25 protein-coding genes are annotated in these 23,781 nt (G+C 34.5%); 21 read left to right on the top strand and 4 right to left on the bottom strand.

Annotated features, from left to right (window positions below; translation table 11 throughout):
- Window positions 1-3: 3 nt before the first annotated feature.
- The 6 genes from AC0INN_RS20690 to AC0INN_RS20665 all read left to right on the top strand — a co-directional run bounded on the left by AC0INN_RS20690 (window position 4) and on the right by AC0INN_RS20665 (window position 6,754).
- Complete coding sequence (locus tag AC0INN_RS20690) at window positions 4-2,079, top strand: protein-disulfide reductase DsbD family protein (protein WP_306614924.1); 2,076 nt, start codon at window positions 4-6, stop codon at window positions 2,077-2,079.
- Window positions 2,080-2,214: 135 nt separating this feature from the next.
- On the top strand, window positions 2,215-3,741 hold the full coding sequence (locus AC0INN_RS20685) for a T9SS type A sorting domain-containing protein (RefSeq protein WP_273649705.1): 1,527 nt from the start codon (window positions 2,215-2,217) through the stop codon (window positions 3,739-3,741).
- A 197-nt stretch (window positions 3,742-3,938) separates the two neighbouring features.
- On the top strand, window positions 3,939-4,454 hold the full coding sequence (locus AC0INN_RS20680) for a biopolymer transporter ExbD (protein WP_273649708.1): 516 nt from the start codon (window positions 3,939-3,941) through the stop codon (window positions 4,452-4,454).
- A gap of 66 nt (window positions 4,455-4,520) precedes the next feature.
- Entirely contained in the window at window positions 4,521-5,030 is a 510-nt protein-coding gene (locus AC0INN_RS20675; RefSeq protein ID WP_273649710.1) for a hypothetical protein, read from the top strand.
- A gap of 10 nt (window positions 5,031-5,040) precedes the next feature.
- On the top strand, window positions 5,041-5,823 hold the full coding sequence (locus AC0INN_RS20670) for an alpha/beta fold hydrolase (protein WP_273649712.1): 783 nt from the start codon (window positions 5,041-5,043) through the stop codon (window positions 5,821-5,823).
- A 127-nt stretch (window positions 5,824-5,950) separates the two neighbouring features.
- Complete coding sequence (locus AC0INN_RS20665; protein ID WP_273649714.1) at window positions 5,951-6,754, top strand: patatin-like phospholipase family protein; 804 nt, start codon at window positions 5,951-5,953, stop codon at window positions 6,752-6,754.
- A 49-nt stretch (window positions 6,755-6,803) separates the two neighbouring features.
- On the opposite strand, the gene AC0INN_RS20660 is transcribed toward AC0INN_RS20665, so the two are convergent.
- On the bottom strand, window positions 6,804-7,808 hold the full coding sequence (locus AC0INN_RS20660) for a DHH family phosphoesterase (protein WP_273651065.1): 1,005 nt from the start codon (window positions 7,806-7,808) through the stop codon (window positions 6,804-6,806).
- 231 nt (window positions 7,809-8,039) lie between these two features.
- On the opposite strand from AC0INN_RS20660, the gene rpmH reads away from it, so the two are divergent.
- Both rpmH and AC0INN_RS20650 read left to right on the top strand, forming a co-directional pair.
- Window positions 8,040-8,198, top strand: coding sequence for a 50S ribosomal protein L34 (rpmH, locus tag AC0INN_RS20655; protein WP_172280837.1), 159 nt, complete (start codon window positions 8,040-8,042; stop codon window positions 8,196-8,198).
- 157 nt (window positions 8,199-8,355) lie between these two features.
- Window positions 8,356-9,066 carry a cell division ATP-binding protein FtsE gene (locus AC0INN_RS20650; protein WP_172280839.1) on the top strand — a complete coding sequence of 237 codons (711 nt, stop codon included), beginning with the start codon at window positions 8,356-8,358 and terminating at the stop codon, window positions 9,064-9,066.
- A gap of 3 nt (window positions 9,067-9,069) precedes the next feature.
- Here the strand turns inward: AC0INN_RS20650 and AC0INN_RS20645 are convergent, their stop codons facing one another.
- Genes AC0INN_RS20645 through AC0INN_RS20635 form a run of 3 tightly spaced genes read right to left on the bottom strand, consistent with a single transcriptional unit; the run spans window position 9,070 to window position 11,805 of the window.
- Complete coding sequence (locus AC0INN_RS20645) at window positions 9,070-9,765, bottom strand: tRNA1(Val) (adenine(37)-N6)-methyltransferase (protein WP_306614920.1); 696 nt, start codon at window positions 9,763-9,765, stop codon at window positions 9,070-9,072.
- Entirely contained in the window at window positions 9,765-11,219 is a 1,455-nt protein-coding gene (locus AC0INN_RS20640; protein ID WP_172280843.1) for a sensor histidine kinase, read from the bottom strand. The genes AC0INN_RS20645 and AC0INN_RS20640 overlap by 1 nt, the downstream gene beginning before the upstream one ends.
- Window positions 11,209-11,805, bottom strand: coding sequence for a riboflavin synthase (locus tag AC0INN_RS20635; RefSeq protein ID WP_273649719.1), 597 nt, complete (start codon window positions 11,803-11,805; stop codon window positions 11,209-11,211). Before AC0INN_RS20635 ends, AC0INN_RS20640 begins: the two co-directional genes overlap by 11 nt.
- Window positions 11,806-11,854: 49 nt before the next feature.
- Here AC0INN_RS20635 and pdxA point away from each other — a divergent pair, with 49 nt between their 5' ends.
- The 13 genes from pdxA to AC0INN_RS20570 all read left to right on the top strand — a co-directional run bounded on the left by pdxA (window position 11,855) and on the right by AC0INN_RS20570 (window position 23,781).
- The gene (gene pdxA / locus AC0INN_RS20630; RefSeq protein ID WP_273649721.1) at window positions 11,855-12,946 is read left to right on the top strand and encodes a 4-hydroxythreonine-4-phosphate dehydrogenase PdxA; all 1,092 of its coding nucleotides are present in this window, start codon (window positions 11,855-11,857) and stop codon (window positions 12,944-12,946) included.
- 84 nt (window positions 12,947-13,030) lie between these two features.
- Window positions 13,031-13,561 carry a YceD family protein gene (locus AC0INN_RS20625; RefSeq protein ID WP_172280849.1) on the top strand — a complete coding sequence of 177 codons (531 nt, stop codon included), beginning with the start codon at window positions 13,031-13,033 and terminating at the stop codon, window positions 13,559-13,561.
- Window positions 13,562-13,630: 69 nt separating this feature from the next.
- A complete protein-coding gene (gene rpmF / locus AC0INN_RS20620; protein WP_172280851.1) occupies window positions 13,631-13,834 on the top strand; it encodes a 50S ribosomal protein L32 in 204 nt (67 codons plus the stop codon).
- Between the two features lie 123 nt (window positions 13,835-13,957).
- A complete protein-coding gene (accB, locus tag AC0INN_RS20615; RefSeq protein ID WP_172280853.1) occupies window positions 13,958-14,437 on the top strand; it encodes an acetyl-CoA carboxylase biotin carboxyl carrier protein in 480 nt (159 codons plus the stop codon).
- 98 nt (window positions 14,438-14,535) lie between these two features.
- On the top strand, window positions 14,536-15,891 hold the full coding sequence (gene accC, locus AC0INN_RS20610) for an acetyl-CoA carboxylase biotin carboxylase subunit (protein WP_172280855.1): 1,356 nt from the start codon (window positions 14,536-14,538) through the stop codon (window positions 15,889-15,891).
- A 161-nt stretch (window positions 15,892-16,052) separates the two neighbouring features.
- Window positions 16,053-17,075 (top strand): MAC/perforin domain-containing protein, encoded by a 1,023-nt coding sequence (locus AC0INN_RS20605; RefSeq protein ID WP_273649724.1) that lies wholly within the window; start codon window positions 16,053-16,055, stop codon window positions 17,073-17,075.
- Between the two features lie 172 nt (window positions 17,076-17,247).
- Complete coding sequence (gene rocD / locus AC0INN_RS20600; protein WP_273649726.1) at window positions 17,248-18,495, top strand: ornithine--oxo-acid transaminase; 1,248 nt, start codon at window positions 17,248-17,250, stop codon at window positions 18,493-18,495.
- Window positions 18,495-19,286: a glycosyltransferase family 2 protein gene (locus AC0INN_RS20595; RefSeq protein WP_273649728.1), complete on the top strand. Its 792-nt coding sequence runs from the start codon at window positions 18,495-18,497 to the stop codon at window positions 19,284-19,286. The genes rocD and AC0INN_RS20595 overlap by 1 nt, the downstream gene beginning before the upstream one ends.
- Before the next feature lie 98 nt (window positions 19,287-19,384).
- Window positions 19,385-20,047, top strand: a complete 663-nt coding sequence (locus AC0INN_RS20590; RefSeq protein ID WP_273649730.1) for a polysaccharide deacetylase family protein — start codon at window positions 19,385-19,387, stop codon at window positions 20,045-20,047.
- A 39-nt stretch (window positions 20,048-20,086) separates the two neighbouring features.
- Window positions 20,087-20,836 (top strand): glycosyltransferase family 2 protein, encoded by a 750-nt coding sequence (locus AC0INN_RS20585; RefSeq protein ID WP_273649732.1) that lies wholly within the window; start codon window positions 20,087-20,089, stop codon window positions 20,834-20,836.
- 4 nt (window positions 20,837-20,840) lie between these two features.
- Window positions 20,841-21,821, top strand: coding sequence for a WaaS/CpsH family glycosyltransferase (locus AC0INN_RS20580; RefSeq protein ID WP_273649734.1), 981 nt, complete (start codon window positions 20,841-20,843; stop codon window positions 21,819-21,821).
- Between the two features lie 23 nt (window positions 21,822-21,844).
- Complete coding sequence (locus AC0INN_RS20575) at window positions 21,845-22,834, top strand: hypothetical protein (protein WP_306614912.1); 990 nt, start codon at window positions 21,845-21,847, stop codon at window positions 22,832-22,834.
- Window positions 22,831-23,781 (top strand): WaaS/CpsH family glycosyltransferase, encoded by a 951-nt coding sequence (locus tag AC0INN_RS20570; protein ID WP_273649738.1) that lies wholly within the window; start codon window positions 22,831-22,833, stop codon window positions 23,779-23,781. The genes AC0INN_RS20575 and AC0INN_RS20570 overlap by 4 nt, the downstream gene beginning before the upstream one ends.

Raw genomic sequence — 23,781 nt, 5'->3', positions numbered from 1 at the left:
AAAATGAAAAGTAAATTTAAAGCATGGCTGTTATTAGCTTTGGTATTCTTATTTTCAGGACTCAATGCACAGATCAAAAATCCTGTAAAATTCAAGTTCACGATCAATGATCTGGGAAATAATCAATACGAGGCAGTTCTTAATGCAACGATGGAAAGTGGTTGGCATATTTACTCGAGAGATATTCCTGAAGATACAGGGATTCCCACAGAATATAAAGTTTCGGGAAAAAACATTGAACTGATTGGAAAATTTCAGGAGGTTGGAAAGAAGCATGAAGAATTCTCTGAGGCTTTTGGCGGAACGATTGTTTTCTATTCAAACTCGGCAGGCTTTAAACAAAAATTCAAACTTAAAGATCCTACAAAACCCGCAGATGTCACCTCGGAGATCACTTATCAAACGTGTGATGACAGGGTATGTCTGGCTCCCAATACATTAGAATTCAATCAAAAGGTCACTCCAAAAGGAGCAACTGAAGAAGCAACCCCTGAAGCTGTTTCAGAAACAGTTAAAGATTCTGCAAAAACGACTATAACCGCTGTAGAAAATCCGTCTAAAGACGAAATTGTCGTATCACAGGTTTCGCATCTGGATCCTAAAAAATTGAAAATAGAAACAATAGATTTTAAAAAGCCTTTAACGGATTGTGGTACTAAGTCTTCAAAAGTTGATGAAAACTACTGGACCTATTTATTTTTAGGATTTATCGGTGGATTAATAGCCTTATTAACTCCTTGTGTTTTTCCAATGATCCCTCTAACGGTATCATTCTTTACAAAAGGAAATAAAAATAAAGCCAAAGGAAAAAGAGATGCTCTTATCTATGGTTTTTTCATCCTGCTTATATTTGTATTATTAAGTGTTCCTTTTCATTTAATTAATGGAATTGCAGGAAATATCTTTAATGAAATTTCAACAAGTGTTTGGCTTAATATAGCGTTCTTTATCATATTTATTTTCTTTGCCGGAAGCTTCTTCGGATACTATGATATTACACTACCAAGCGCTATTGCCAATAAATCATCCAAGGCTGAAGAAGCAGGAGGTATCATTGGAATCTTCTTTATGGCTCTTACACTGGTGATTGTTTCATTCTCATGTACCGGACCAATATTAGGAAGTTTATTAGGGAGTGCTGTTACCGGATCTACCAATGTACCGATGTTGCTAACTTTTGCATTGGCTGGTTTTGGTTTGGCCTGGGCAATTATTTTTGGACTTTTAGCCTTATTCCCTCAAGCTTTGCAGAGCCTTCCTAAATCAGGAGGATGGATGAATACAGTAAAAGTAGTGCTAGGTTTCGTGGAACTCGCATTGGCTTTAAAATTCCTGTCAAAAGCAGATCTTGTTTCTAAAACATTTTTATTAAAAAGAGAATTATTTATTGTTATCTGGATCATCATTACAATTGGTCTTGCTTTATATTTATTTGGACTGATCAGATTCCCTCATGATGATAAAAAACCCAAAATATCTATCACCAGAAAAATATTGGGAGTATTAGGAATTGGATTTGTAATCTATCTGATCCAGGGATTGATCCCTTCTGAGCGTCCAAAACTTCAGTTACTGAGTGGTATCCTTCCTCCGCTTAACGTTAGCTATTTCCACAATGAAAAAGACGGAATTCTGGGAATGCATCCGGAACATGACTTTTTCAGCGCTATAGAATTAGCCAAAAAAGAAAACAAACCCATTTTGATTGACTTCACCGGATATGGTTGTGAAAACTGTAGAAAAATGGAAGAGTTTGTCTGGAGCGAACCCGACATTTTACCCATCCTTCAAAACGATGTCATTCTTGCTTCTCTGTATGTTGACGACAAAGAAGAACTTCCGGAAGATCAGAAAACCAAAATTGATCTGGGAGACGGTCAAATTAAAAAAGTAAAAACAATCGGAGACAGATGGAGTTTATTTCAGCAGGTTAATTTCAATAACAATTCGCAACCCCATTACGTTTTGGTAACTCCGGACGGAAAGGTAATCAACACTCCTGTATCAGGTTATATGCCGAAAGAGGAGTTTAAAAAATTCCTGGAATGCGGAGTAAATTACTACAAACAGAATAAATAGTTTACCAATTAAAATATTACAGCCCTGTCAATTAAATTGACAGGGCTTTTTACACTTATTAGAAAAATGTCTACACTTACTTATTGAAATAAATAAACCCAATAATTTTTATTTATTTTTAGAATAAAAGTATACATGAAAAATCTATTTTATCTTTTATTTTTCACTTTAAATTTTCTTTCTTTAAGCGCCCAGGCACCTTCCATAGTATGGCAGAAGACTTTTGGAGGTACAGGTACAGAAGAGTTTTTTGATATCCAGGCAACCAATGACGGCGGATACATCACTATTGGGGATACTACCTCTTCAAATGGCGACGTAACTACAAACCATGGAAGCACAGACCTTTGGATTGTAAAAGTAAACAGTTCCGGTACCATCCAATGGCAAAAAACGTATGGCGGAAGCAATATAGACAGAGGATTTAAGATTCAGCAGACCACTGACGGCGGATATATCGCCATTGGATCCACAAGTTCCACGGATGGGGATATTATGGGAAATCATGGAGGATATGATTTATGGATACTTAAACTTGATGACTCCGGCAATATTGTATGGCAAAAAACACTGGGTGGTAGTGCTGATGAAGATGGAGTTGATATCCAGCAGACAAATGAAGGAGGATATATTGCTATAGGATCTACCTACTCTACAGATGGTGATATTACAAGTAATCACGGACAAAGGGATATGTGGATCATCAAATTAGACAGTTCCGGAAATATACAATGGCAAAATACGTATGGTTTTCTTTATCAAGACGATGGAAATCAGATCAGGCAAACTCCGGATGGAAGTTATGTCGTTATCGGAAGTTACAACTTTTCTTCAACCGACACTTCGGATTTCTGGATTCTGAAATTAGACCCATCAGGAGTTGTTATCTGGGAGAAAACATATGGCGGAACATCAAGGGAAAACCCGTACGATATACAAAACACCAGTGATAACGGATATATACTTGTAGGCTACACTCAATCCAGTGATGGAGATATAACAGGAAATCATGGTCAGGGTGAAGTATGGATGCTGAAACTCAACTCGTCAGGTGACCTGCAATGGCAGAAAACATTTGGAGGAACGTCTTCTGATTATGGAGAAGCCATCCAACGGACCTTGGATGGTGGATATATCATTGCCGGAAACGCCCAATCAACCAATGGAGATGTGACGGGTAATCATGGAAGCAGTGACTTCTGGATTATTAAGACTGACTCTTCCGGAAATATCATGTGGCAAAAATCGTTGGGAGGCACCGGTAATGAAATGGGCAGAAGTATTATAGAGATTGCTGACGGAACCTATATTGTAGTGGGCGGAACCTATTCTACCGACGGGGATATTACCATTAATAAAGGGCTTAATGATGGCTGGATGGTAAAAGTCCAAACTGAACAGCTAAGTACCACAGAAAATAATATTAAAAACAATATTTCCTTGTATCCTAATCCTGCAAAAGATCTTATTTATCTGGATAACCTGCCTGCCGGAACTACCGTACAGATAACAGATATGTCGGGAAGAAAATTGCAAAGTCAAAAATATAATAATAAAAAAAGCTCTATTAATACCTCTCAATTAACCAATGGCATTTATATTATCCACGGTGAGCATCAGGGAAAAAATATTTTATCTGAGAAATTGATCATAGAGAAATAATACACAACCTCTTAATTAATCATAAAATATTAATAAAATCAAAAACGCTAAGGTTTCTTTATGCTAAACATTTAATAAATTTTAAAAAATTGTAAGATTTTGAAAAATTAGGTACAAGCTTTGTATGGATTCCTTCAGATAAAGAACAATAATTCAATCTTTATCAAATAACCGTTTAACATTTAAAAATTGTACTTATGGCTGAAGTTATCGCACAAGAAAAATCAGGAGGAAAACAACGGAAAAAATTAATCCGCGTGGACATGACTCCAATGGTAGACTTAGGTTTTTTATTAATAACCTTTTTCATGTTTACAACCAATTTTACAAAACCCAATGTAATGGATCTGGGATTGCCGGCAAAAAGCCCAACTCCACCAACAAATGTAGTTGACAACAAAAACCAGGTTACATTTATTATCGGAAAGGATAATAGGATATTTTATCATCAGGAGGCAAAAGGAGATTTAAACACCAGCAATCTCAAAGAAACCGATTATAATGGGGTTAATATTTCAAAAATCATTTCGAAGGCTTACAATGACGCACCTATAAAAGATAATTTCACAATTATCATTGAACCTACAGATGATTCTAATTATAAAAATTTTGTAGATATGCTGGACAACATTGCCATCTCTAAAAAGGAACGTTATGGAATCACCGACATGAAACCTTGGGAAAAGAAAGTTTATGAAGAATTAATAAAATAAAACAGAAAGAGCATTATAATAATGCTCTTTTTTATTTACTTTTGAGAATACAATTTTTATCCTTCGATGAAAAATATACTAATGATCGCGGCAATTACAGCCCTACTTTTTTCTTGTTCAAAAAAAGAAACACAATCAACCCCAAACCAAACAGACAGCGTCAAAATTATCGATTCTATTAATGCTGCCCGTACAAAAATAAATGACAGCATTAGAAGTAAAAACCATTTCAAAGACTTTAGCGGAGATCATAAATTCACGCATAATCTCATCAAAAAAGCAGGCTCTGTCAATTTCAAAAAAACAGAGGGTGAAAAGGATCATTATAAAGTTCTTGGAGATATAAAATCAGGGAAAGATCATGTACATATTGAAGGCTATATGAAAGTTGTTTCCGACAAGCATATGAATTTCACAGGAAGTATTTCGCAAAGCATCTCTGAAAACGAAAACGGGAAAATAGATATAAGAAAGGGTACAAAAACTTTCTTATCTAAAGACGGCGGAAAAACCTGGAGGCTTCAGGATATGGTAAACGGCTCAGGATTTGTAGACTATATCGATATTCACTTTTAATTCTGAACACATGCTGAATTTTGAAAAAACAGGAAACGGAAAGGAAATTTTAGTACTACTCCATGGCTTCATGGAAAATCTTTCTATCTGGAGTGATATGGAGCCGCACTTATCTAAAAATTTCACCCTTTTAAAAATAGATCTCCCTGGTCACGGAAAATCAGAAATTTTGGCTGACGTTCATACGATGGAGCTTATGGCTGATGAAGTAAAAAAGGTTCTAAACGATCAAAAGCTTGAAAAAGTTCACCTGTTAGGACATTCTATGGGAGGTTATACTTCATTGGCATTTGCTGAAAAATATCCCGAATCAATAAAAAGTCTTACCTTATTTTTTTCCACCTACTTTCCGGATGATGATGAAAAGAAAAAACAACGCATAAAAAGCTACAGAATTATTCAGGAAGCATTCCCTAATTATGCAAAGGCCGGAGTTCCTAATTTATTCAACCCTAACGAAAGAGATATTCTTGAAGGCAAAATAGAAACAGCTCTGGAAGTTGCATTGTCTACCAATAATATGGGAGCATTAGCCTGCGTAAAAGGAATGGTAGAACGAACGGATAAAAAACATGTTCTGGAAAATCTTGAGGCTAAAATATTAGTCCTCTCAGGAAAGCATGATAATGCAGTAAAAACAGAAACAACCATCAATAACCTTCCGGACAGGACGAATATAAAATCATACATTCTGGATTGCGGACATAACGGACATTGGGAAAAACCAGGAATTTGTGCAGAGATCATTAATACTGAACTTCTTCATAATATGCCGAAAAACTTAGTTTTATAAACATTTAGGCTTTTTGTTTTCCAACACGAGCCATATTATTACTAAATACAGTCAAGCTATTTTATCCTCAATAAGCCCAATTAAGGTTCTGAAATTTCTTGTATATTAGTGAAGATTAATTTTCTCAATGAGCTTATTCTCCTTCAACAAAAAGAAACCCGTAATCGGCTTGACACTTTCCGGTGGAGGCATGCGTGGAATTGCCCATATTGCTGTTTTAAAAGCGTTGGAAGAATTCAATCTTAAACCCGATATTATTTCAGGTACCAGCGCCGGTTCTATTGTTGGCGCTTTTTATTCTTTCGGAAAAACTCCCGATGAGATGATGGACATTGTAAAAAGCACCACTTTTTTTTCCAGGTCTTATTTAAAACTTTCCAAAAATGGCATTTTCAGCTCAAATTTTATTTTAAAACTATTTACAGATCACTTTCCTGAGGATGATTTTAAAATCCTGAAAATCCCCGTTTATGTGGCTGCAACAGAAATGACCCACGGCATTGTAAGCTTCTTTTCAGAAGGACCACTTTTTCAACCCCTTTTAGCATCTTCAAGCGTTCCTTTTATACTTCCACCCGTAAGGATTGGAGAAAAAATATATGTAGATGGTGGCGTTTTAGACAACTTACCCATAGAACCAATCATTGATAAATGCGATTTCCTGATTGCATCACATGTGAATTCGATCAGTTATGATGAACTTAAAAAAATGAGTCTGCTAAAGGAATTTGATAGAATTCTCCATTTAGCCATTGCAAAATCGGTTTATTCTAAAGTGAATTCATGTAAGATCTTTCTTGATCCTCCTAAAATGACAAAGTTCAGCTTATTTAACAAAAAATATATGGATGAAATGTTTCAGCAGGTGTATGAATATACATGTGCAGAACTGGAAGACAAGGGATACAGAAAATTAAAAATTGACAATTGAAGCCAGGTTTAATGCTATTTGATTCGTATCTTCCTTCTTCTGTTTCATTTTACAAATTCTCTTCAGCCACTCTGTTTTTAAATATTTCAAGAGTATCCGGTAAAGAATCATTTGATTTACCTCCTGCTGCGTTGATATGCCCTCCTCCATTGAAATACTTCCTTGAAAACTTATTAACATCAACATCATCTTTACTTCTGAAAGAAATTTTGATAAAATCTTCATACAGGTCTTCCATGAAAAATGCAGACATCTTCACTCCGATAATACTCAATCCATAATTAACAAAACCTTCAGTATCTCCTTTTTGGAAGCCATATTCCTGAAGTTCTTTTCTTGTTAAGTATAAAACAGCTACTGTACCGTCATTTACCACTTCTATTCTTCCTAATATCAGAGCTAAAAGATGCAGACGGGAAACGGTATTGGTATCCCACGTATTAGATGTAATAACGGAAGGATCAGCTCCTTTTTCAATGAGGTTAGCAATAATACGGTGTGTTGTAGCACTTGTTGAGCGGAAACGAAACCCTCCTGTATCAGTCATGATCCCGGTATAAAGACACTCTGCAATATCTTTATTAACCAAATCCTCATCCTCCATTGCTTCAATAAAATGATAGATCATCTGGGAAGTTGCAGGGATAATGGTATCTGAATATACATAGTCAAACTCTTCAGGCTGCTGATGGTGATCAATGAGAATTTTTTTTGCGGTAGCTTTTACCAGCCAGTCTCCAAGAATGCCAATTCGTGAAGGTGAATTGAAGTCTAAGCAAAAAATAACATCTGCATCACTAATAAGATCAAATGCAACCTTTCTTTTATATTCAGCAACGATATTCTTTCTGGCTTCAGGCATCCATTTCAAAAATTTAGGAAAATCATTAGGCACAACCACTTCTGCCATTATGCCTTTTGCGTGCAAATAATGTTTTAATCCTAAACTGGAACCAATAGCATCTCCATCCGGATTATAATGGGTAAGGATAACTATTTTATTTTCAGGCGTAAGAAGATTCTTTATTTCTAAAAGTTCAGTAGGTGTAAACATCATTATGTTCTTTAAATTTGAGTCTCCAAAGATAGAGCTTTTAAATAAATGAGACATACATTAATTTAAATAAGCTGAGGGACTCTATTTATAGTGAACTTTTCTAATATCACCTTCAGAAACGCTTAAATTAATTTCAAAAAAAAACAATATAAATTTGTAACTTCTAAAAAAATATTTATCTTTGCAACCTGAAAAATAAATAGATAATTACGATTTAAATATATAGTAATGAGTAAAAGAACATTCCAGCCATCAGAAAGAAAAAGAAGAAACAAACACGGTTTCAGAGAAAGAATGTCAACGCCAAACGGTAGAAGAGTTTTGGCTGCAAGAAGAGCTAAAGGCAGAAAGAGTTTAACGATAAGTGCATCTCGCGCTAAGAGATAATCTCGAAATTATCATATACAAATCATGCTTGAAAAGAAGTTTTTCAGGCATTTTTTGTTGTTAAAATTTACTAAAATTTAGGTTCTTTAAGTTTCTTTTTTCTATTTTTAAAATCTGAAAAGATTTTTTTTAGAAATCGCCCTCTTAAAATTAAATTATGCCACATACAAATATCTCAGGAGATAGCATTATAAGTTTACAACATGCAAAGATTGCTCAAAAAAACTTTACTGTTCTTTCTGACGTTAATCTCAATATTAAAAAAGGAAGATTTTGCTATCTTATCGGAAAAACAGGATCAGGAAAAAGCTCACTTTTAAAGACATTGTACGGGCATATTCCATTGGCTTCAGGACACGGTGATGTAGTAGGTTTTGATCTTGCTAAAATGAGAACGTCTGACATCCCTAACCTGAGAAGAAAATTAGGAATTGTTTTCCAGGACTTTCAGTTACTTTCAGACAGAACAGTGGAAAAGAATTTAAAATTTGTCCTTGAGGCTACAGGATGGAGTGATAAAATCAAAATGGAAGACCGTATCAACGAAGTTCTTGGAAGCGTGAACATGAAGAGCAAAAAGCATAAAATGCCACACGAACTTTCAGGAGGAGAGCAACAGCGTATAGCTATTGCAAGAGCTTTATTAAATCATCCGGATCTTATTCTTGCAGATGAGCCTACCGGAAATCTTGATCCGGAAACTTCTAATGAAATCATGACTTTACTTAAGCAGGTTGCTTTGGAAAACGGAGCTGCTGTAGTGATGGCTACTCACGATTATCATATGATCCAAAACTTCCCTGGTGAAGCGATCAGATGTGAAGATGGAAAGGTATCCGTACTTGATACCACGGAATTATTCGAATAATTTTCATTTACTAAAAACATGAAACTCTTTAGTGAGTTCTAAATATTGGTCCGAGTATTTTCTCGGACTTTTTTCTATCACCAATTCAGAGTCTTCGGCCTCACCTTCCCTTATTGAAAATTCCAATATCAGTCTTTTAACTTTTGAATGTTCAATTCCTTTGATCTGAATTCTTCTGAACAAAAACAAATGATATTCTTTTGCAAGACCAATGAAATCCACTCCCACCTCAACAGGAATGATCACCGAAAAAACACCCTTTTCAGACAACAACGACGGAATTCTGGAGATTAGTTCTCTGAAATTCAACTCAATTGTCTGCCTGGCAATTTTATCCTTACCGGAATCAGACTCTTCAAAATACGGAGGATTGGAAACAATAAGATCAAATGTATCTTTTGATTCAAAAGTTTTAAAATCCTGATGAATATTTTTCAATCTTTCACTGAAAACCGAATTCCGGAAATTCTTCCGGGTTAATTCAACAGCACCAATCTGAATATCCAACCCTAAAAACACAGCATTAAGATTCCTTTGAGCAAGCATTAAAGATATCAAGCCTGTACCGGTTCCTACCTCAAGAACTTTGGCTGCCCGATCGACACTAGCTAAAGCACCTAACAAAACACCATCAGTCCCTACACGAAAAACATCCGGGGATTGCTGAATATCAAACTGCTTAAACTTAAAAGGTTTCACTATAGATTGGTCGGTAGTGTTATAGTAAATGTAGAACCTTTATCAACTTCTGATTTTACAGAAATTTCACCTTTATAATCTTCCACCATTTTTCTTACCATGGAGAGGCCTAATCCCATCCCACTGTTTTTTGACGTAAAATTAGGTTCAAAAATCCTTTCATACATATTATCCGGAATACCTACTCCGTTATCCTGCACAGAGATCATTACTCTTCTTTGGTGCTGCTCTATATCAACATTGATAATTAATTTTCTATCTTCGCTCTGAGCCTGCTTTGCATTGGTAACAAGGTTGGTAATAATCCTGGAAAGATAGATCCTGTCCATATTGATCATGATATTTGCCTTGTTGGTATGGACGAAAACACTGTCATCACTGAAAACACGTAGAATATCAGCAACCTCTGCATTCAGGTTGATGGTCTCATTATTTTTTTCGGGAAGCTTCGCAAATTCGGAAAAAGCAGAGGCTACGGTAGCAATCAAATCGATCTGATCAACCATCGTTTTACTCATCATTTTTACCCTTTCCGTCACATTAGGATCCTGAGGATCAAACTTCCTTTCAAAATTCTGGATGGTAAGCTTCATCGGAGTCAAAGGATTCTTTACTTCATGGGCTACTTGTTTCGCCATTTCTCTCCACGCTTCCTCTGATGCTTTGAACCTAAGCCTTTCTTTTTGATCCTGAATCTGAAGTATCATTCTGTTATAAGCTCTTGCCAAAGCATTTAGCTCATCATTTTTATAATATCTGATAGGACGCATTTCATTCTCAAAAAGAGTAATACGCGTAATCATATCAGAGAATTTCGTAATATTTTTAGCCAAACTGTTTGAGGTTACCCAACTAATCCAGATACTGAATATAATAAGAAAGAAATCAACCAAAAGGATATATTTAACATATTGGTGAAGCACTTCCAGATAAGCGGATTCATTATGATACAAAGGAATATATACAATTCCTATAGGCTCCAGAACATTATTTTTTAGGATCATATAAGAGGATGTGAATACCGCATCCTTTGCCTGATCATATCCTTTAATATCCACTCTGGCATCAGTCGCCAGGATTCGATTAACAATATCTACGGGAATTGATTTTTGAGATACTAACCCCTGATCTCTGTTGGAAAGAAGATAATGTCCTTTCAAATCATAAATCACAATATCATGCTGATTGATATCTGCAATTTCAAAAATTTTATTTCCTAAAACCTGAGGGAGATCTTTAGTTTCGAGTACCGTACTGCTTACTTCATAATCCAGAAAGCGCATTACAGCACTGGTTTTCTCCTGCATGTCAATTTTGCTTTGTTGCAAAGAATGGTTTCTCAAAACAAAGTAAGGAACGAGGGATGAAGCAACAACACTTAAAAGACATACCAGCAAGAAACCGAAAAACACTCGATTCCTCAAGCTATATCCTTTGTACTTATTAATTGCCATTCTGTTTTTTAATTAACCTAGCAATATACTTACCAATTATGTCAAATTCAAGATTAACTTTATCACCTATTTTTAAATATTGCATATTCGTAAACTCCCAGGTATATGGAATAATCGCGACAGAAAATTGGAAATCCTCACTTTTAGCAACGGTAAGACTTATTCCATTCATAGTAATTGATCCCTGAGGTACTGTTACAAAATCACCGTCATTATCATATTTTACTGTAATGAAATAGCTCCCGTCTTTATTTTCGATTCCTACAACCTCACCTGTCTTATCCACATGTCCCTGTACAATATGCCCATCCAGTCTGCCATCCATCTTCATACAACGTTCAAGATTTACTACTGTTCCCACTTCCCATTTTCCAAGATTAGTCTTTTCCAGAGTCTCATTAATTGCTGTTACAACATATTGGTCATTCTTAATCTCCACAACCGTCAAACAACATCCGTTATGTGCAAGACTTTGATCTATTTTTAACTCATTGGTAAAAGGGCAGGTTAATGTAAAGTCGATATTACTTCCTTTTTCTTCAATTTTCTCAATAACTCCAACTGCTTCAATAATTCCTGTGAACATATTATTTTTTGCTAAATTTGTAAAATTATAATCTTCAAAGATAATCAAAATGAGTCCAAAAAACTATAGAGTACGAGTAGGAATTTCAATAGGTGATTTCAATGGCATCGGCCCTGAGATCATTATGAAGTCTTTGAAAGACAAAACGATCACAGATTTTTTCACTCCTGTAATCTTCGGATCCGGGAAATTATTTACCTATCAGAAGAATATTTTCAAACTGAATCTTAATTTCAATTATATCAATGAAGCCTCTCAGGCTCAGACGGGAAAACTGAATATGGTCAATCTTGCCAAGGAAAATTCTAATGTAGAGTTGGGAACTCCTACCGAAGAATCCACCCAAATGGCAATATCCTCTCTGGAGGCTGCTACAGAAGCTTTAATCAAAGGAGACATTGACGTACTTGTTACCGCGCCTATCAATAAGGATGAAATGATGAAACTAGGCTTTAAACATGCTGGACATACTGGATATTTTGAAGAAAAATTCAATAAAAAAGGCTTAATGTTTTTAGTAACGGATGATTTAAAAGTAGCCGTTTCTACGCATCATATTCCTTTAGCTAAGGTAGCCGAAAGTATTTCGAAAGAAAAAATCAAAAAACAGATCAAAGCCTTAAACCAAACTTTAATTGAAGATTTCTGTATTCAAAAACCAAAAATTGCCGTATTAGGACTGAATCCCCATTCCGGAGACGGAGGAGTAATTGGCAGCGAGGAAATAGAGATCATCGGACCAGCCATCAAAGAACTTTCAGACAATGGAGTTTTAGCTTTCGGACCATTTCCTGCGGACAGTTTTTTCCAACCCAATAAATATAAAAACTTCGATGCTGTTTTAGCAATGTACCATGATCAGGGCCTTGCTCCTTTCAAAACACTGGCTTATGAAGAAGGTGTAAATTATACTGCAGGACTACCTTTTATCAGAACTTCTCCCGACCATGGAGTCGCTTATGATATTGCAGGAAAAAATATCGCCGATGAACAGAGTTTTACAGAAGCTATTTTTACAGCTATTAAAATTTTTAAGAACAGAAGCGAATATAACGATCTCATGAGCAATAGGATGCAGCCAAGAAAAATGGCTGTAGATAATGGAATAGATGAAGATCTTCCTGATGAAAATGAAGCATAACTCTTCCAAACACATTTAAAATTAATTTGTTTGATATTTTATTTGTAATTATAAAAAAAATGCATATTTTTGCACACTCATTTTATGGACAAGTTAAGAAACTATGACGTAAGCTTTTCCGGATTAAAAAACGGCAAGCATCAGTTCAAATTTGAGATAGACCAATCGTTCTTTCAATTATTTGACACTGAACAGGAATTTACAAATCCTAGAATAACAGTAGATGTTCTTTTGGAAAAGCATACTACTTTTTTAGAGTTTGAAATAAAAATTGATGGAACCGTAGAATTGGTTTGCGATATTACAAGCGCCGATTTTGACCATCAGATTGAAAATGAAATTAAAGTCCTGGTCAAGTTTGGAGAAGAATATGATGATAGTGACGAAAACGTTATTACTATTCCAAGCTCGGACCACGCTTTCAATGTAGCACAGTTGATTTACGAAAATGTAGTACTTTCCATACCTATGAAAAAAGTATCTCCTGACGTAAGTGATGAAGATTTAAAAATTTTGGACCAGTTCAGTCCTAAAGATATTGAAGAAAAGGAAGAGGAAGAACATGAGAGTGACCCAAGATGGGAAGCTTTAAAAAAATTAAAAGATAAAAATTAAAATAATTTAAATATGATGAGATGATGAAAAAAATCTCATCGCTCATCAAATTAAAAAAGTTATTACACAATGGCACATCCAAAGAGAAGACAATCGTCCACAAGAAGAGATAAGAGAAGAACTCACTACAAAGCAGTAGTTCCTCAATTAGCGAAAGATGCAACTACAGGTGAACACCACCTTTACCACAGAGCTCACTGGCATGAAGGAAAACTTTACTATAGAGGTAAAGTAGTACTAGAGAAAACAGTGGAAACTACTGAAGAAAACTAAGAGGTAAATTTAAAAAAACCTCATTTTAATACAAAAATCGCCCAATTTCATCAAAATTGGGCGATTTTTTGTTGTTTTTTATGTTTTTTTGGTATCTTTGGCTCAAAATCAAATATCAAATTTATGGACATTAAAGACATACAAAATCTTATCAAGTTTGTATCTAAAGCCGAAGTTTCAGAGGTTAAATACAAGACTAAAGATTTCGAAATCACTATTAAAACTCCATTAGCAGGAAGCGAAGTAAACTATGCACAACCAGCAGTTTACCACACTGCTCCTCAGCAAGTAGCAGCTCCTGTACAAACTCCAGCTGCCACTACTCCAACTGAAAAAGTAGAAGCAGCTTCTGATGACAGCAAGTATTTAACTATTAAGTCTCCAATGATTGGTACCTTCTACAGAAAGCCATCTCCAGATAAAGACGTTTTTGTAAATGTAGGTGATGAAGTTTCCAACGGAAAAATCGTTTGTGTAATTGAAGCAATGAAATTATTCAATCAGATAGAATCTGAGATCAGCGGTAAAATCGTTAAGATATTGGTAGACGATGCTACTCCTGTAGAGTACGACCAACCTTTATTCCTAGTAGATCCATCTTAATTTAGAAGTTAGATGTTAGACATTGGATGTTAGATTAAATTCTACATTAAAATAACATTATCTAATTTTCAAATTATCTAATTTTCAAATTGAAGAAGATGTTCAAAAAAATATTAATAGCCAACCGTGGCGAGATTGCAATGCGTATTCTTCGTACTTGCAAAGAAATGGGGATCAAAACCGTTGCAGTTTACTCTACTGCAGATAAAGACAGTCTTCACGTAAGATTTGCCGATGAAGCAGTTTGTATTGGTCCTGCAATGAGCAAAGACTCATACCTTAAAATTCCAAATATCATTGCTGCTGCAGAAATTACTAATGCAGATGCTATTCACCCTGGTTATGGATTCCTATCTGAAAATGCGAATTTTTCAAGAATCTGTCAGAAAAATGGGATAAAGTTTATTGGTGCTTCCCCAGAACAAATTGAGAAAATGGGTGACAAAGCGAACGCCAAAGCAACCATGAAGGCTGCAGGTGTGCCATGTGTTCCAGGTTCTGACGGTCTTATTGAATCATACGAGCATGCAGTGAAAGTTGCTGAAGAGACAGGATATCCTGTAATGATCAAAGCAACTGCCGGTGGAGGTGGAAAAGGAATGAGAGCTGTCTGGAAAGCAGAAGATCTTAAGGAGCATTGGGATTCTGCCATTCAGGAGGCTGTAGCCGCTTTTGGAAACGGAGGTATGTACATGGAAAAATTAATTGAAGAGCCTAGACATATCGAAATTCAGGTTGCCGGAGATCAATATGGTAAAGCCTGTCACCTTTCTGAAAGAGACTGTTCCGTACAAAGAAGAAATCAAAAACTGACAGAAGAAACTCCTTCTCCGTTTATGACCGATGAACTTCGTGAGAAAATGGGGGCAGCAGCAGTAAAAGCAGCTGAATTCATTGGTTACGAAGGTGTGGGAACAATCGAATTCCTGGTAGACAAACACAGAAATTTCTATTTCATGGAAATGAACACAAGGATTCAGGTAGAACACCCTATTACCGAGCAGGTAATTGATTATGATTTGATCAGGGAGCAAATCCTGTTAGCTGCAGGAACTCCAATATCAGGAATCAATTATTACCCGAAATTACATTCAATTGAATGTAGAATTAATGCTGAAGATCCATATGCTGACTTCAGACCTTCTCCAGGAAAAATAACAGGATTAAATATCCCTGGGGGACATGGAATCAGAGTAGACACTCATGTTTACTCAGGATATACGATCCCTTCTAATTACGACTCTATGATTGCAAAGCTAATTACTACGGCTCAAACCCGTGAAGAAGCAATTGCTAAAATGAGACGTGCATTGGAAGAGTTTTATATTGAAGGAGTAAAAACAACGATTCCTTTCCACAGACAATTAATGGATGACGAAAATTATCTTGCAGGAAACTACACTACAAAGTTCATGGAAGACTTTGTAATGGATAGAAAATATGATAATCATTAAGATTATTTAATATAAAAAACAGAAACTGCCTCAAATCGGGGCAGTTTTTTGTTTGAATTACTTTCGTTTTTACATTACAAAATGATCTGTCATGACTTTTATCAGACCCCATTATTTCCCATTTTTTTGATTTAATGCTATTTTTGTCGCGATAAAAAATTATGATGAAACAAATCTTATTCTGCATAAGCACCTCGCTTATTCTTTTTATGTCATCCTGCTCCAGTGATGAAGTTATTGAAACAACCCCCGAAACATCAAATGAAAATCCGATATCACTTGAAGATAGTAAGGAATTTGGTTACTACAACGCTTTAGGATATGGTTATAACGTTACCGGCGAATATGCAAATTCTAACTCTACGGGTTTTAAAGTTCTTGATATTGATAAATTTAAAACAGAGCAAAGCGCAAGATTAGTTGATGAAAATACATTGACGCAGGAATATTCTGATGAATATGGTGAAGATGCTGCAGCTTTTTCAAAAGTGATTTCAAGAAAAGTGAGCGCAACTGATCAAATGCTATTATATGGAAAGACGATATCAAGTCCTTTCAAATCTGCTTTAATTAATAATCACAGTTATTTCGATCCGAAATTTATTTATGGAAGCTATAATATTTTAATTAAGCAAAAAAGATTCAGAATCAACGCAACAACAGATTTACTTACGAATTATGTAACCCAAAATTTCCTGAAGGATCTACAAATAAAAACACCGGAACAAATAGTACACGATTACGGCACACACGTTACAGTGGATATTTATACAGGAGCTAAATTAGATATCTTTTTCCAGGCGCAAACAACAAATCTTGATCGTAGCAAAGCGGCCAGAGCAGGTATAGCAATTGCGGTAAATGGCTTAAAATCAATCACATCCAATGATATTGACGTACAGGAAGCCTCTAAAAATTATTCTAAAAAACTATACTATAAAACAAGGGGAGGTGAACTTTCAAAACGTTTTGCTAATATCTTAAACATAGATCAAAGCATCCCAAAAATCAATATATCAGATTGGCAAAGTACTTCTACGAAAGATAATTCTGTACTAGTTGATTTTGGACCTCATGGTTTGGTAATACTATACGATTTAATAAAAGATCCAATAAAGAAATCTCAAATGAAATCATACATTGATCAATATCTTGCTAACAATCAAGTGCTTTTAGTCAAGTAATATACCATCACTTACATTTTATAATATTCCGCTTTACAAAAGGCGGATTTTTATTTATGAATATGGGAAGAGTTAAGAAACTACGACCTTCCCCAAATTCAAAATTAAAAATAAACATATCACTGATCAATCCAACATTATAATTATTAACTTTGTACAAAACCAAAAGAATATGTCAACAGTAGAAACAGAAAAAAATTCACAGTATTTTATTGACCTTGAAGACAAACATGGAGCACACAATTACCATCCTCTTCCCGTAGTTTTAGACCGAGGAGAAGGTGTCTTTGTATGGGATGTAGAAGGCAGGAAATATTATGATTTTCTTTCAGCTTATTCTGCCGTAAACCAGGGCCACTCCCATCCAAAAATCGTAGATGCCTTAGTAAATCAGGCTAAAAAGCTTGCTCTTACTTCAAGAGCTTTTTACAATTCAAAATTAGGAGAGTACGAAAAGAAGATTACTACTTTATTTGGTTTTGATAAAGTGTTACCCATGAATTCTGGTGCTGAAGCAGTAGAAACAGCAGTGAAACTTGCCAGAAAATGGAGTTATGAAGTTAAAGGTATTTCAGAAAATGCAGCGAAAATAATTGTTTGCGAAAATAATTTCCATGGTAGAACAACTACTATTGTTTCATTTTCTAACGATCCGGATGCGAATCAAAATTATGGGCCTTTTACTCCGGGTTTTATTAAAATCGCATATAATGATCTTTCAGCTCTGGAAGAAGTATTAAACAATGAAGCAGAAAATATTGCCGCATTTTTAGTTGAACCCATTCAGGGTGAAGCCGGAGTGTATGTTCCGGATGAGGGCTTTCTTAAAGGAGCTTCTGAGCTATGTAAAAAACATAATGTTCTTTTTATTGCGGACGAAGTACAGACGGGTATTGCAAGAACCGGGAAACTGATTGCCTGTTACCATGAAAATGTGCAGCCAGATATCCTGATTTTAGGGAAAGCACTTTCCGGAGGAATGTATCCTGTATCTGCTGTTCTTGCTAACAATGAAATCATGAACGTTATTAAACCCGGACAGCACGGTTCAACATTTGGTGGAAATCCAATAGCCTGTGCAGTAGCCGTAGCAGCTTTAGATGTTGTAGCAGATGAGCACCTATCTGAAAGAGCCGAACAATTAGGACAGCTTTTCAGAAATGAGATTCAAAAATTAATTGAAAAATCTGACCTTATTACTAAAGTACGAGGTAAAGGATTGCTAAATGCTATTCTAATCAATGATACTCCTGACAGCTCTACAGCGTGGAACCTGTGTCTGAAATTAAAAGAAAACGGACTGCTTGCCAAGCCTACTCACGGAAATATCATCAGATTAGCACCACCTTTGGTCATTACAGAGGAGCAGTTACTTGATTGTATAGAAATCATTAAAAAAACGATTCTCGAGTTTAAATAATGTCTCTTACTCTGGCTGTCATTACTTATAATGAAGAGCATAACATTGCAAGGCTTTTAGATTCCCTTTATAATATCGTCGATGAAATTATAATTGTCGATAGCTATTCAACTGATCGCACAAAAGAAATTGTTCTTCAACAATATCCCGAGGTCAAGTTTTTTGAAAAGAAATTTAACGGGTATGGTGAACAGAAAAACCATGCCCTTTCATTATGTTCTGGTGAATGGATTTTATTTCTGGACGCTGATGAAGTCCCTGATAAGGAACTAAGAAATTCTATCAGGCATGTAACGTCGTTAAATAATCCTGAATATCATATTTATAAGACGAAATTTAATAACCACCTAGGGACTCATTTGATAAGGTATGGAGGCTGGGGAACTGTATCCCGAGAAAGATTGTTCAGGAAGGATTCGGCAAAATATTCAGATGATAAAGTACATGAATATCTGATCTCTGATAAAAAAGCAGGAAATCTCGATGGCAAGCTAGATCACTATACCTACAGAAGTATACATTGCCATGTATCAAAAATCAATAAATATTCTGATATGATGGCCGAGAAAATGTTTGAAAAAGGAAAAAGAATCAAGCGTTTTAAGGTTATCGTAAGCCCTGTTTTCGAATTTATAAAAGTTTTTATCTTTAAATTGGGCTTCCTGGATGGGTTTGCCGGATATTATATCGCTAAAACTATGTCTTATTATACATTTCTCAAGTACATTAAACTTCGTGAAAAAATAAAATTAGAGGAACTTGAAAAAAAATACCACAAGAAAGCCGTATGATGTTATCCCTAATTATTATATCTGTTATATTGGTATTCTTAGTGATACATTTCAGACTCTATCTCATTTTCTTCACTGAAAACAGATTGATTATCCTCATGTACCACCAGATAGGAGAAAAAAGTACAGATGACCTCATGGTAAGCCTTGATAATCTTGAGCGTCAGTTTAAATATCTGAAAGACAAAAATTACACTTCTAAATTCTTTTCGGAAATCAACATTCCGACTAAGAATAGCATTATATTAACCTTCGATGATGGTTATAAAAATAATTTCGACTATCTCCCTTCCCTATTGGAAAAATACAACTTAAAAGCTGTTATATTTATTCCTACAAAATTTATTCAGGAGGGATACAAAGATTATCCCATGATGACTTTTGAAGATATCAGAAATCTTGATCCGAATTATTTTGAGATTGCCTTGCATACTCATGCTCATGAAAATCTGAGAACATTAACGCCAGAAGAAACCGAAAAGGATCTTGAAACAAACATGCAAATTCTCAATGACCATCATATTAGGTATAAAAAAGTCCTTGCTTATCCTTATGGGAAATACCCCAAGAAAGGTGAGGATAAGAAAAAGCTTTTTTTTACCTTAAAAAAGTTGGGAATTGATTTTGCCGTAAGAATTGGAAACAGAGTAAATTACTATCCATCTAAGAAATATGAGCTATGTAGAATAGATATAAAAGGGGATGACTCCATAGAAAAATTCAAATTAAAACTTATCTTTGGAAAATTAAAACTGTTTTAGAAGACCTAACTTTAATGGTTTTCAAACATCTAAATGGTTATGATAAATATAAGCGGCTTAATCATAACATATAACGAGGAAAAAAATATACAGGAAGTCCTTGAATGTTTTGATTTTTGTGATGAAATTATAATTGTAGATTCTTTTAGCACCGATAAAACCTTAGATATTGCTAAAGTTAATCCTAATGTAAAAATCATCCAAAACAAATTTGAAGATTTTACTAAACAAAGAAACATAGCTCTGGATCAGGCTAAAAATGATTGGGTCCTATTTCTGGATGGTGATGAAAGAATTACCCCGGATCTTAAAGCTGAAATAATTAATGAACTCGAAAAACCGGACAAAAAAGATGCTTATTATTTTTACAGAAAATTCTTCTTTGCAGGGAAACCTATTCATTATTCAGGAACCCAGACTGACAAGAACTTCAGATTGTTCAGAAAGTCAAAGGCAAGATATATTTCAGAAAAAAAAGTACATGAAACATTAGAAGTTTCCGGAACAATTGGAGAATTGAAGAATAAACTACTTCATTTTTCCGTTTCAGATTATGAGTCTTATAAAAATAAAATGATTCATTATGGAATTCTGAAAGGACAGGAACTATCAAATAAAGGAAAAAAATTTAATCTAATAACACAATATTCCAAAACAGCGTTCAAATTTTTCAAGGCATACATTTTGCGGTTAGGAATATTAGATGGAAAAGAAGGTTATCAGCTTTCATATTTGCAGGCGTTAAGCACGTATGAAACGTATGAATCATTAAAAAAGGAACAAAAATAGTTGAATGAAGATTTGTGTAATTAGTTATGATTTTTGGGGCTACGACAAACATATTGTAGATACACTATGTAAAAAGGGTATTGATGCACATCATATTAAAATCGGAAACGTTACGCATTCAAACTTTCAGGAGAGAGCAACTAATGCCATCAGTAAGGTTTTTTTAAATAAAAACCTGAAAACGGAGAAAAGACAACAATTTGTTATCGATTCGCTTGCAGCATTAGGTCCGCAGGATCAAATTTTGGTTCTAAATCCTGACACATTTGACATATCTACTCTTCAGGAAATTAAGGCATACAGCAAAAGACTTATTACTTATCTATACGATAGCCTTGAAAGGCTCCCCGTTGAAATTGAAAAACTTAAGCTTTTTGATAAAATTTTTTCATTTGATATTATTGATGTTAAAAAACATGCTTTTGAAAAGCTGACCAATTATATTTATCTGGATCACCATTCTTCAGAGGAGCAGAATCCGGATATGGATCTTTTCTATATTACTTCCTATGACAATAAAAGAGTCTCTTTTATTAAGTTACTTACGAAGAAGTTAATCGCTTTGAATTTAAAATTTCAAATTATGATTATCGGTAAGAAAAGCTGGAAAAATCAACTAAAGAATTTATTTATTACAGTGCCGGAAAGCTTATCCATTATCTTTAGTATCAAGAAAATTTCCCATCAGGACCTTCCTGGATATTATAAAAACTCGAAAGCCCTACTCGATCTTACACGGGAAAACCAACACGGATTAAGTTTCAGGGTTTTTGAAGCAATGGCACTCGAAAAGAAAATCATTACCGACAACATAGCTATTAAAGACTACGATTTTTATAATCCCAACAACATCCTAGTTCTAGATGAAACCTGCAGTAATCTGAATACCCAATTTTTTGAACAGCCGTACGAGAAGATTCCAGACAATATTTATTACTTTTACACAATTGATAGCTGGGTTGATCGTGTTTTTAAACTGGCTTAAAAAATTATTTCAACTATAAACCAATGATTACACTTACTGATCAGTCTAAAATCATCATATTTTGTCCACCCAACAGTGTTACAGGAGGTCCTGAGGCATTACATCAGCTTGCAGATAAACTCTATCAACTACAGGTTAAAAATGTTTTTATGCATTATATTCCAAAAAGGAAAAATGCAAAACCTTCTAATTACTCTATTTATCAGACTACTGAGATAGAACAGATTGAAGATCATCCGGAAAATATTCTTATCGTTCCAGAATCGATGACCTTTTTGATAAAAGAATATCCGCTAAGTCAGAAGATAATCTGGTGGTTGAGCGTAGATTTTTATAAAATATTAATGGACTATAGAATAAGAAAGCAAAGTATATTTACAAGGCTTTTCTATAGACAAGCTGACAAAGAATATCATTTTGAGAAGCTACCTAATGTTTTCCAGTGGGCTCAATCTTACCGTTCATCGGTTTATATTAAAGAACATGGAATTCCCGATAATGAGATTGATTTTGTATGTGACTATATCAATCCCAGCTTCTTAAAAAACAAGAAGCCTATTATAAAAGATCTCAACAATAAAAAAATACTATACAACCCACGTAAAGGAAAAAAAGAAATCGCACAATTAATTAAAAGTTCACCAGATCTGAGTTGGGTTCCAGTTCAAAATATGAATGCAAGCCAGATTAAAGATCTTATGGAAAAATCTTTACTGTATGTTGATTTTGGGGAAAATCCGGGAAGAGACAAGATGTTAAGAGAATCTGTTTCGCAGGATTGCTGTATTATTTCAGGAAAGAATGGTTCATCTGCTTATTATGAAGATCTTATGATTCCGGATGAATATAAATTCACTTTCAATGAAAACAAAATTCCAGATATTATTGCAAAAATAAAAGATGTTCTGGAAAACTATCCTAAACATATTCCTCATTTCGAACCCTACAAAAAAATGGTTCTTAATGAAGAAATTTCGTTTGAAGAGAAGCTAAAAGAAATATTTACGAAATGACTTCAAAGAAAAAAATTACTTTAATCTATCCCTTTGCATATGGTTATATTGATTTTGTTGTTGAAGAGCTTCAGTCGGATGCATCCATAATAGTTACAGATATTAAAACCGATACGATAAAGTATTCTTATCCTAATTTTTTTGTGAAAATATGGAATGGTATTACAAAATTGTTTGGGACTAATATCAAAAAAAAATACTTTAACCGACAAGTAATAAATCAAATCACCGAAGTTCAGGATATTATTTTTGTGATCCGACCTGACATGCTGGAAGATTCTCTATTAAAAGAATTAAAAAAGAAGACAAAAAGCTTCATTGCTTATTATTATGATAGTTGTAAAAAATACCCCCGACAATTACAAATATCACACTTTTTCGACGAGATTTATTCCTATGACAGAGAAGACATTGATCGACACCAATTTATAGAAACCTCAAATTTCATTTACGACGAAGCAATTGAAAATCAACCAACTAAATACGATATTTTTAATATATCGTCTTATGATTCAAGAATAGAAGAAATTGACAAAGTATCAAAAACATTATTTGATGCAGGGTTTTCTATTAATTTTGTTTTATTTTGGTATGAAAAATTAACGTATCCGCATTTAAACTCTATAACAGAATACTTGACACTTAGTGAAACTAAGAAACTTATCTCCCAATCCAAGGCAATGATAGATATACAAAGACATGACCAGAAGGGACTTTCTTTCAGAACCTTTGAAAGTTTAGGATACCGTAAAAAACTGATTACGACAAATTCAGAAGTAAAAAAATACGATTTTTATCATCCTAATAATATGTTAATAATCGATAATAGTAATTTAGATACAGAAGTAATCAAGGATTTTCTAAAGCTTGATTATGTGGAAATTTCACAGGATATTCTCAATAAATATACCGTTAAGAGTTTTACACAAAAGATATTCAAATTATAA

It is taken from the genome of Chryseobacterium subflavum (assembly GCF_055762745.1).
This window is presented reverse-complemented; position numbering and strand designations above follow the sequence as displayed.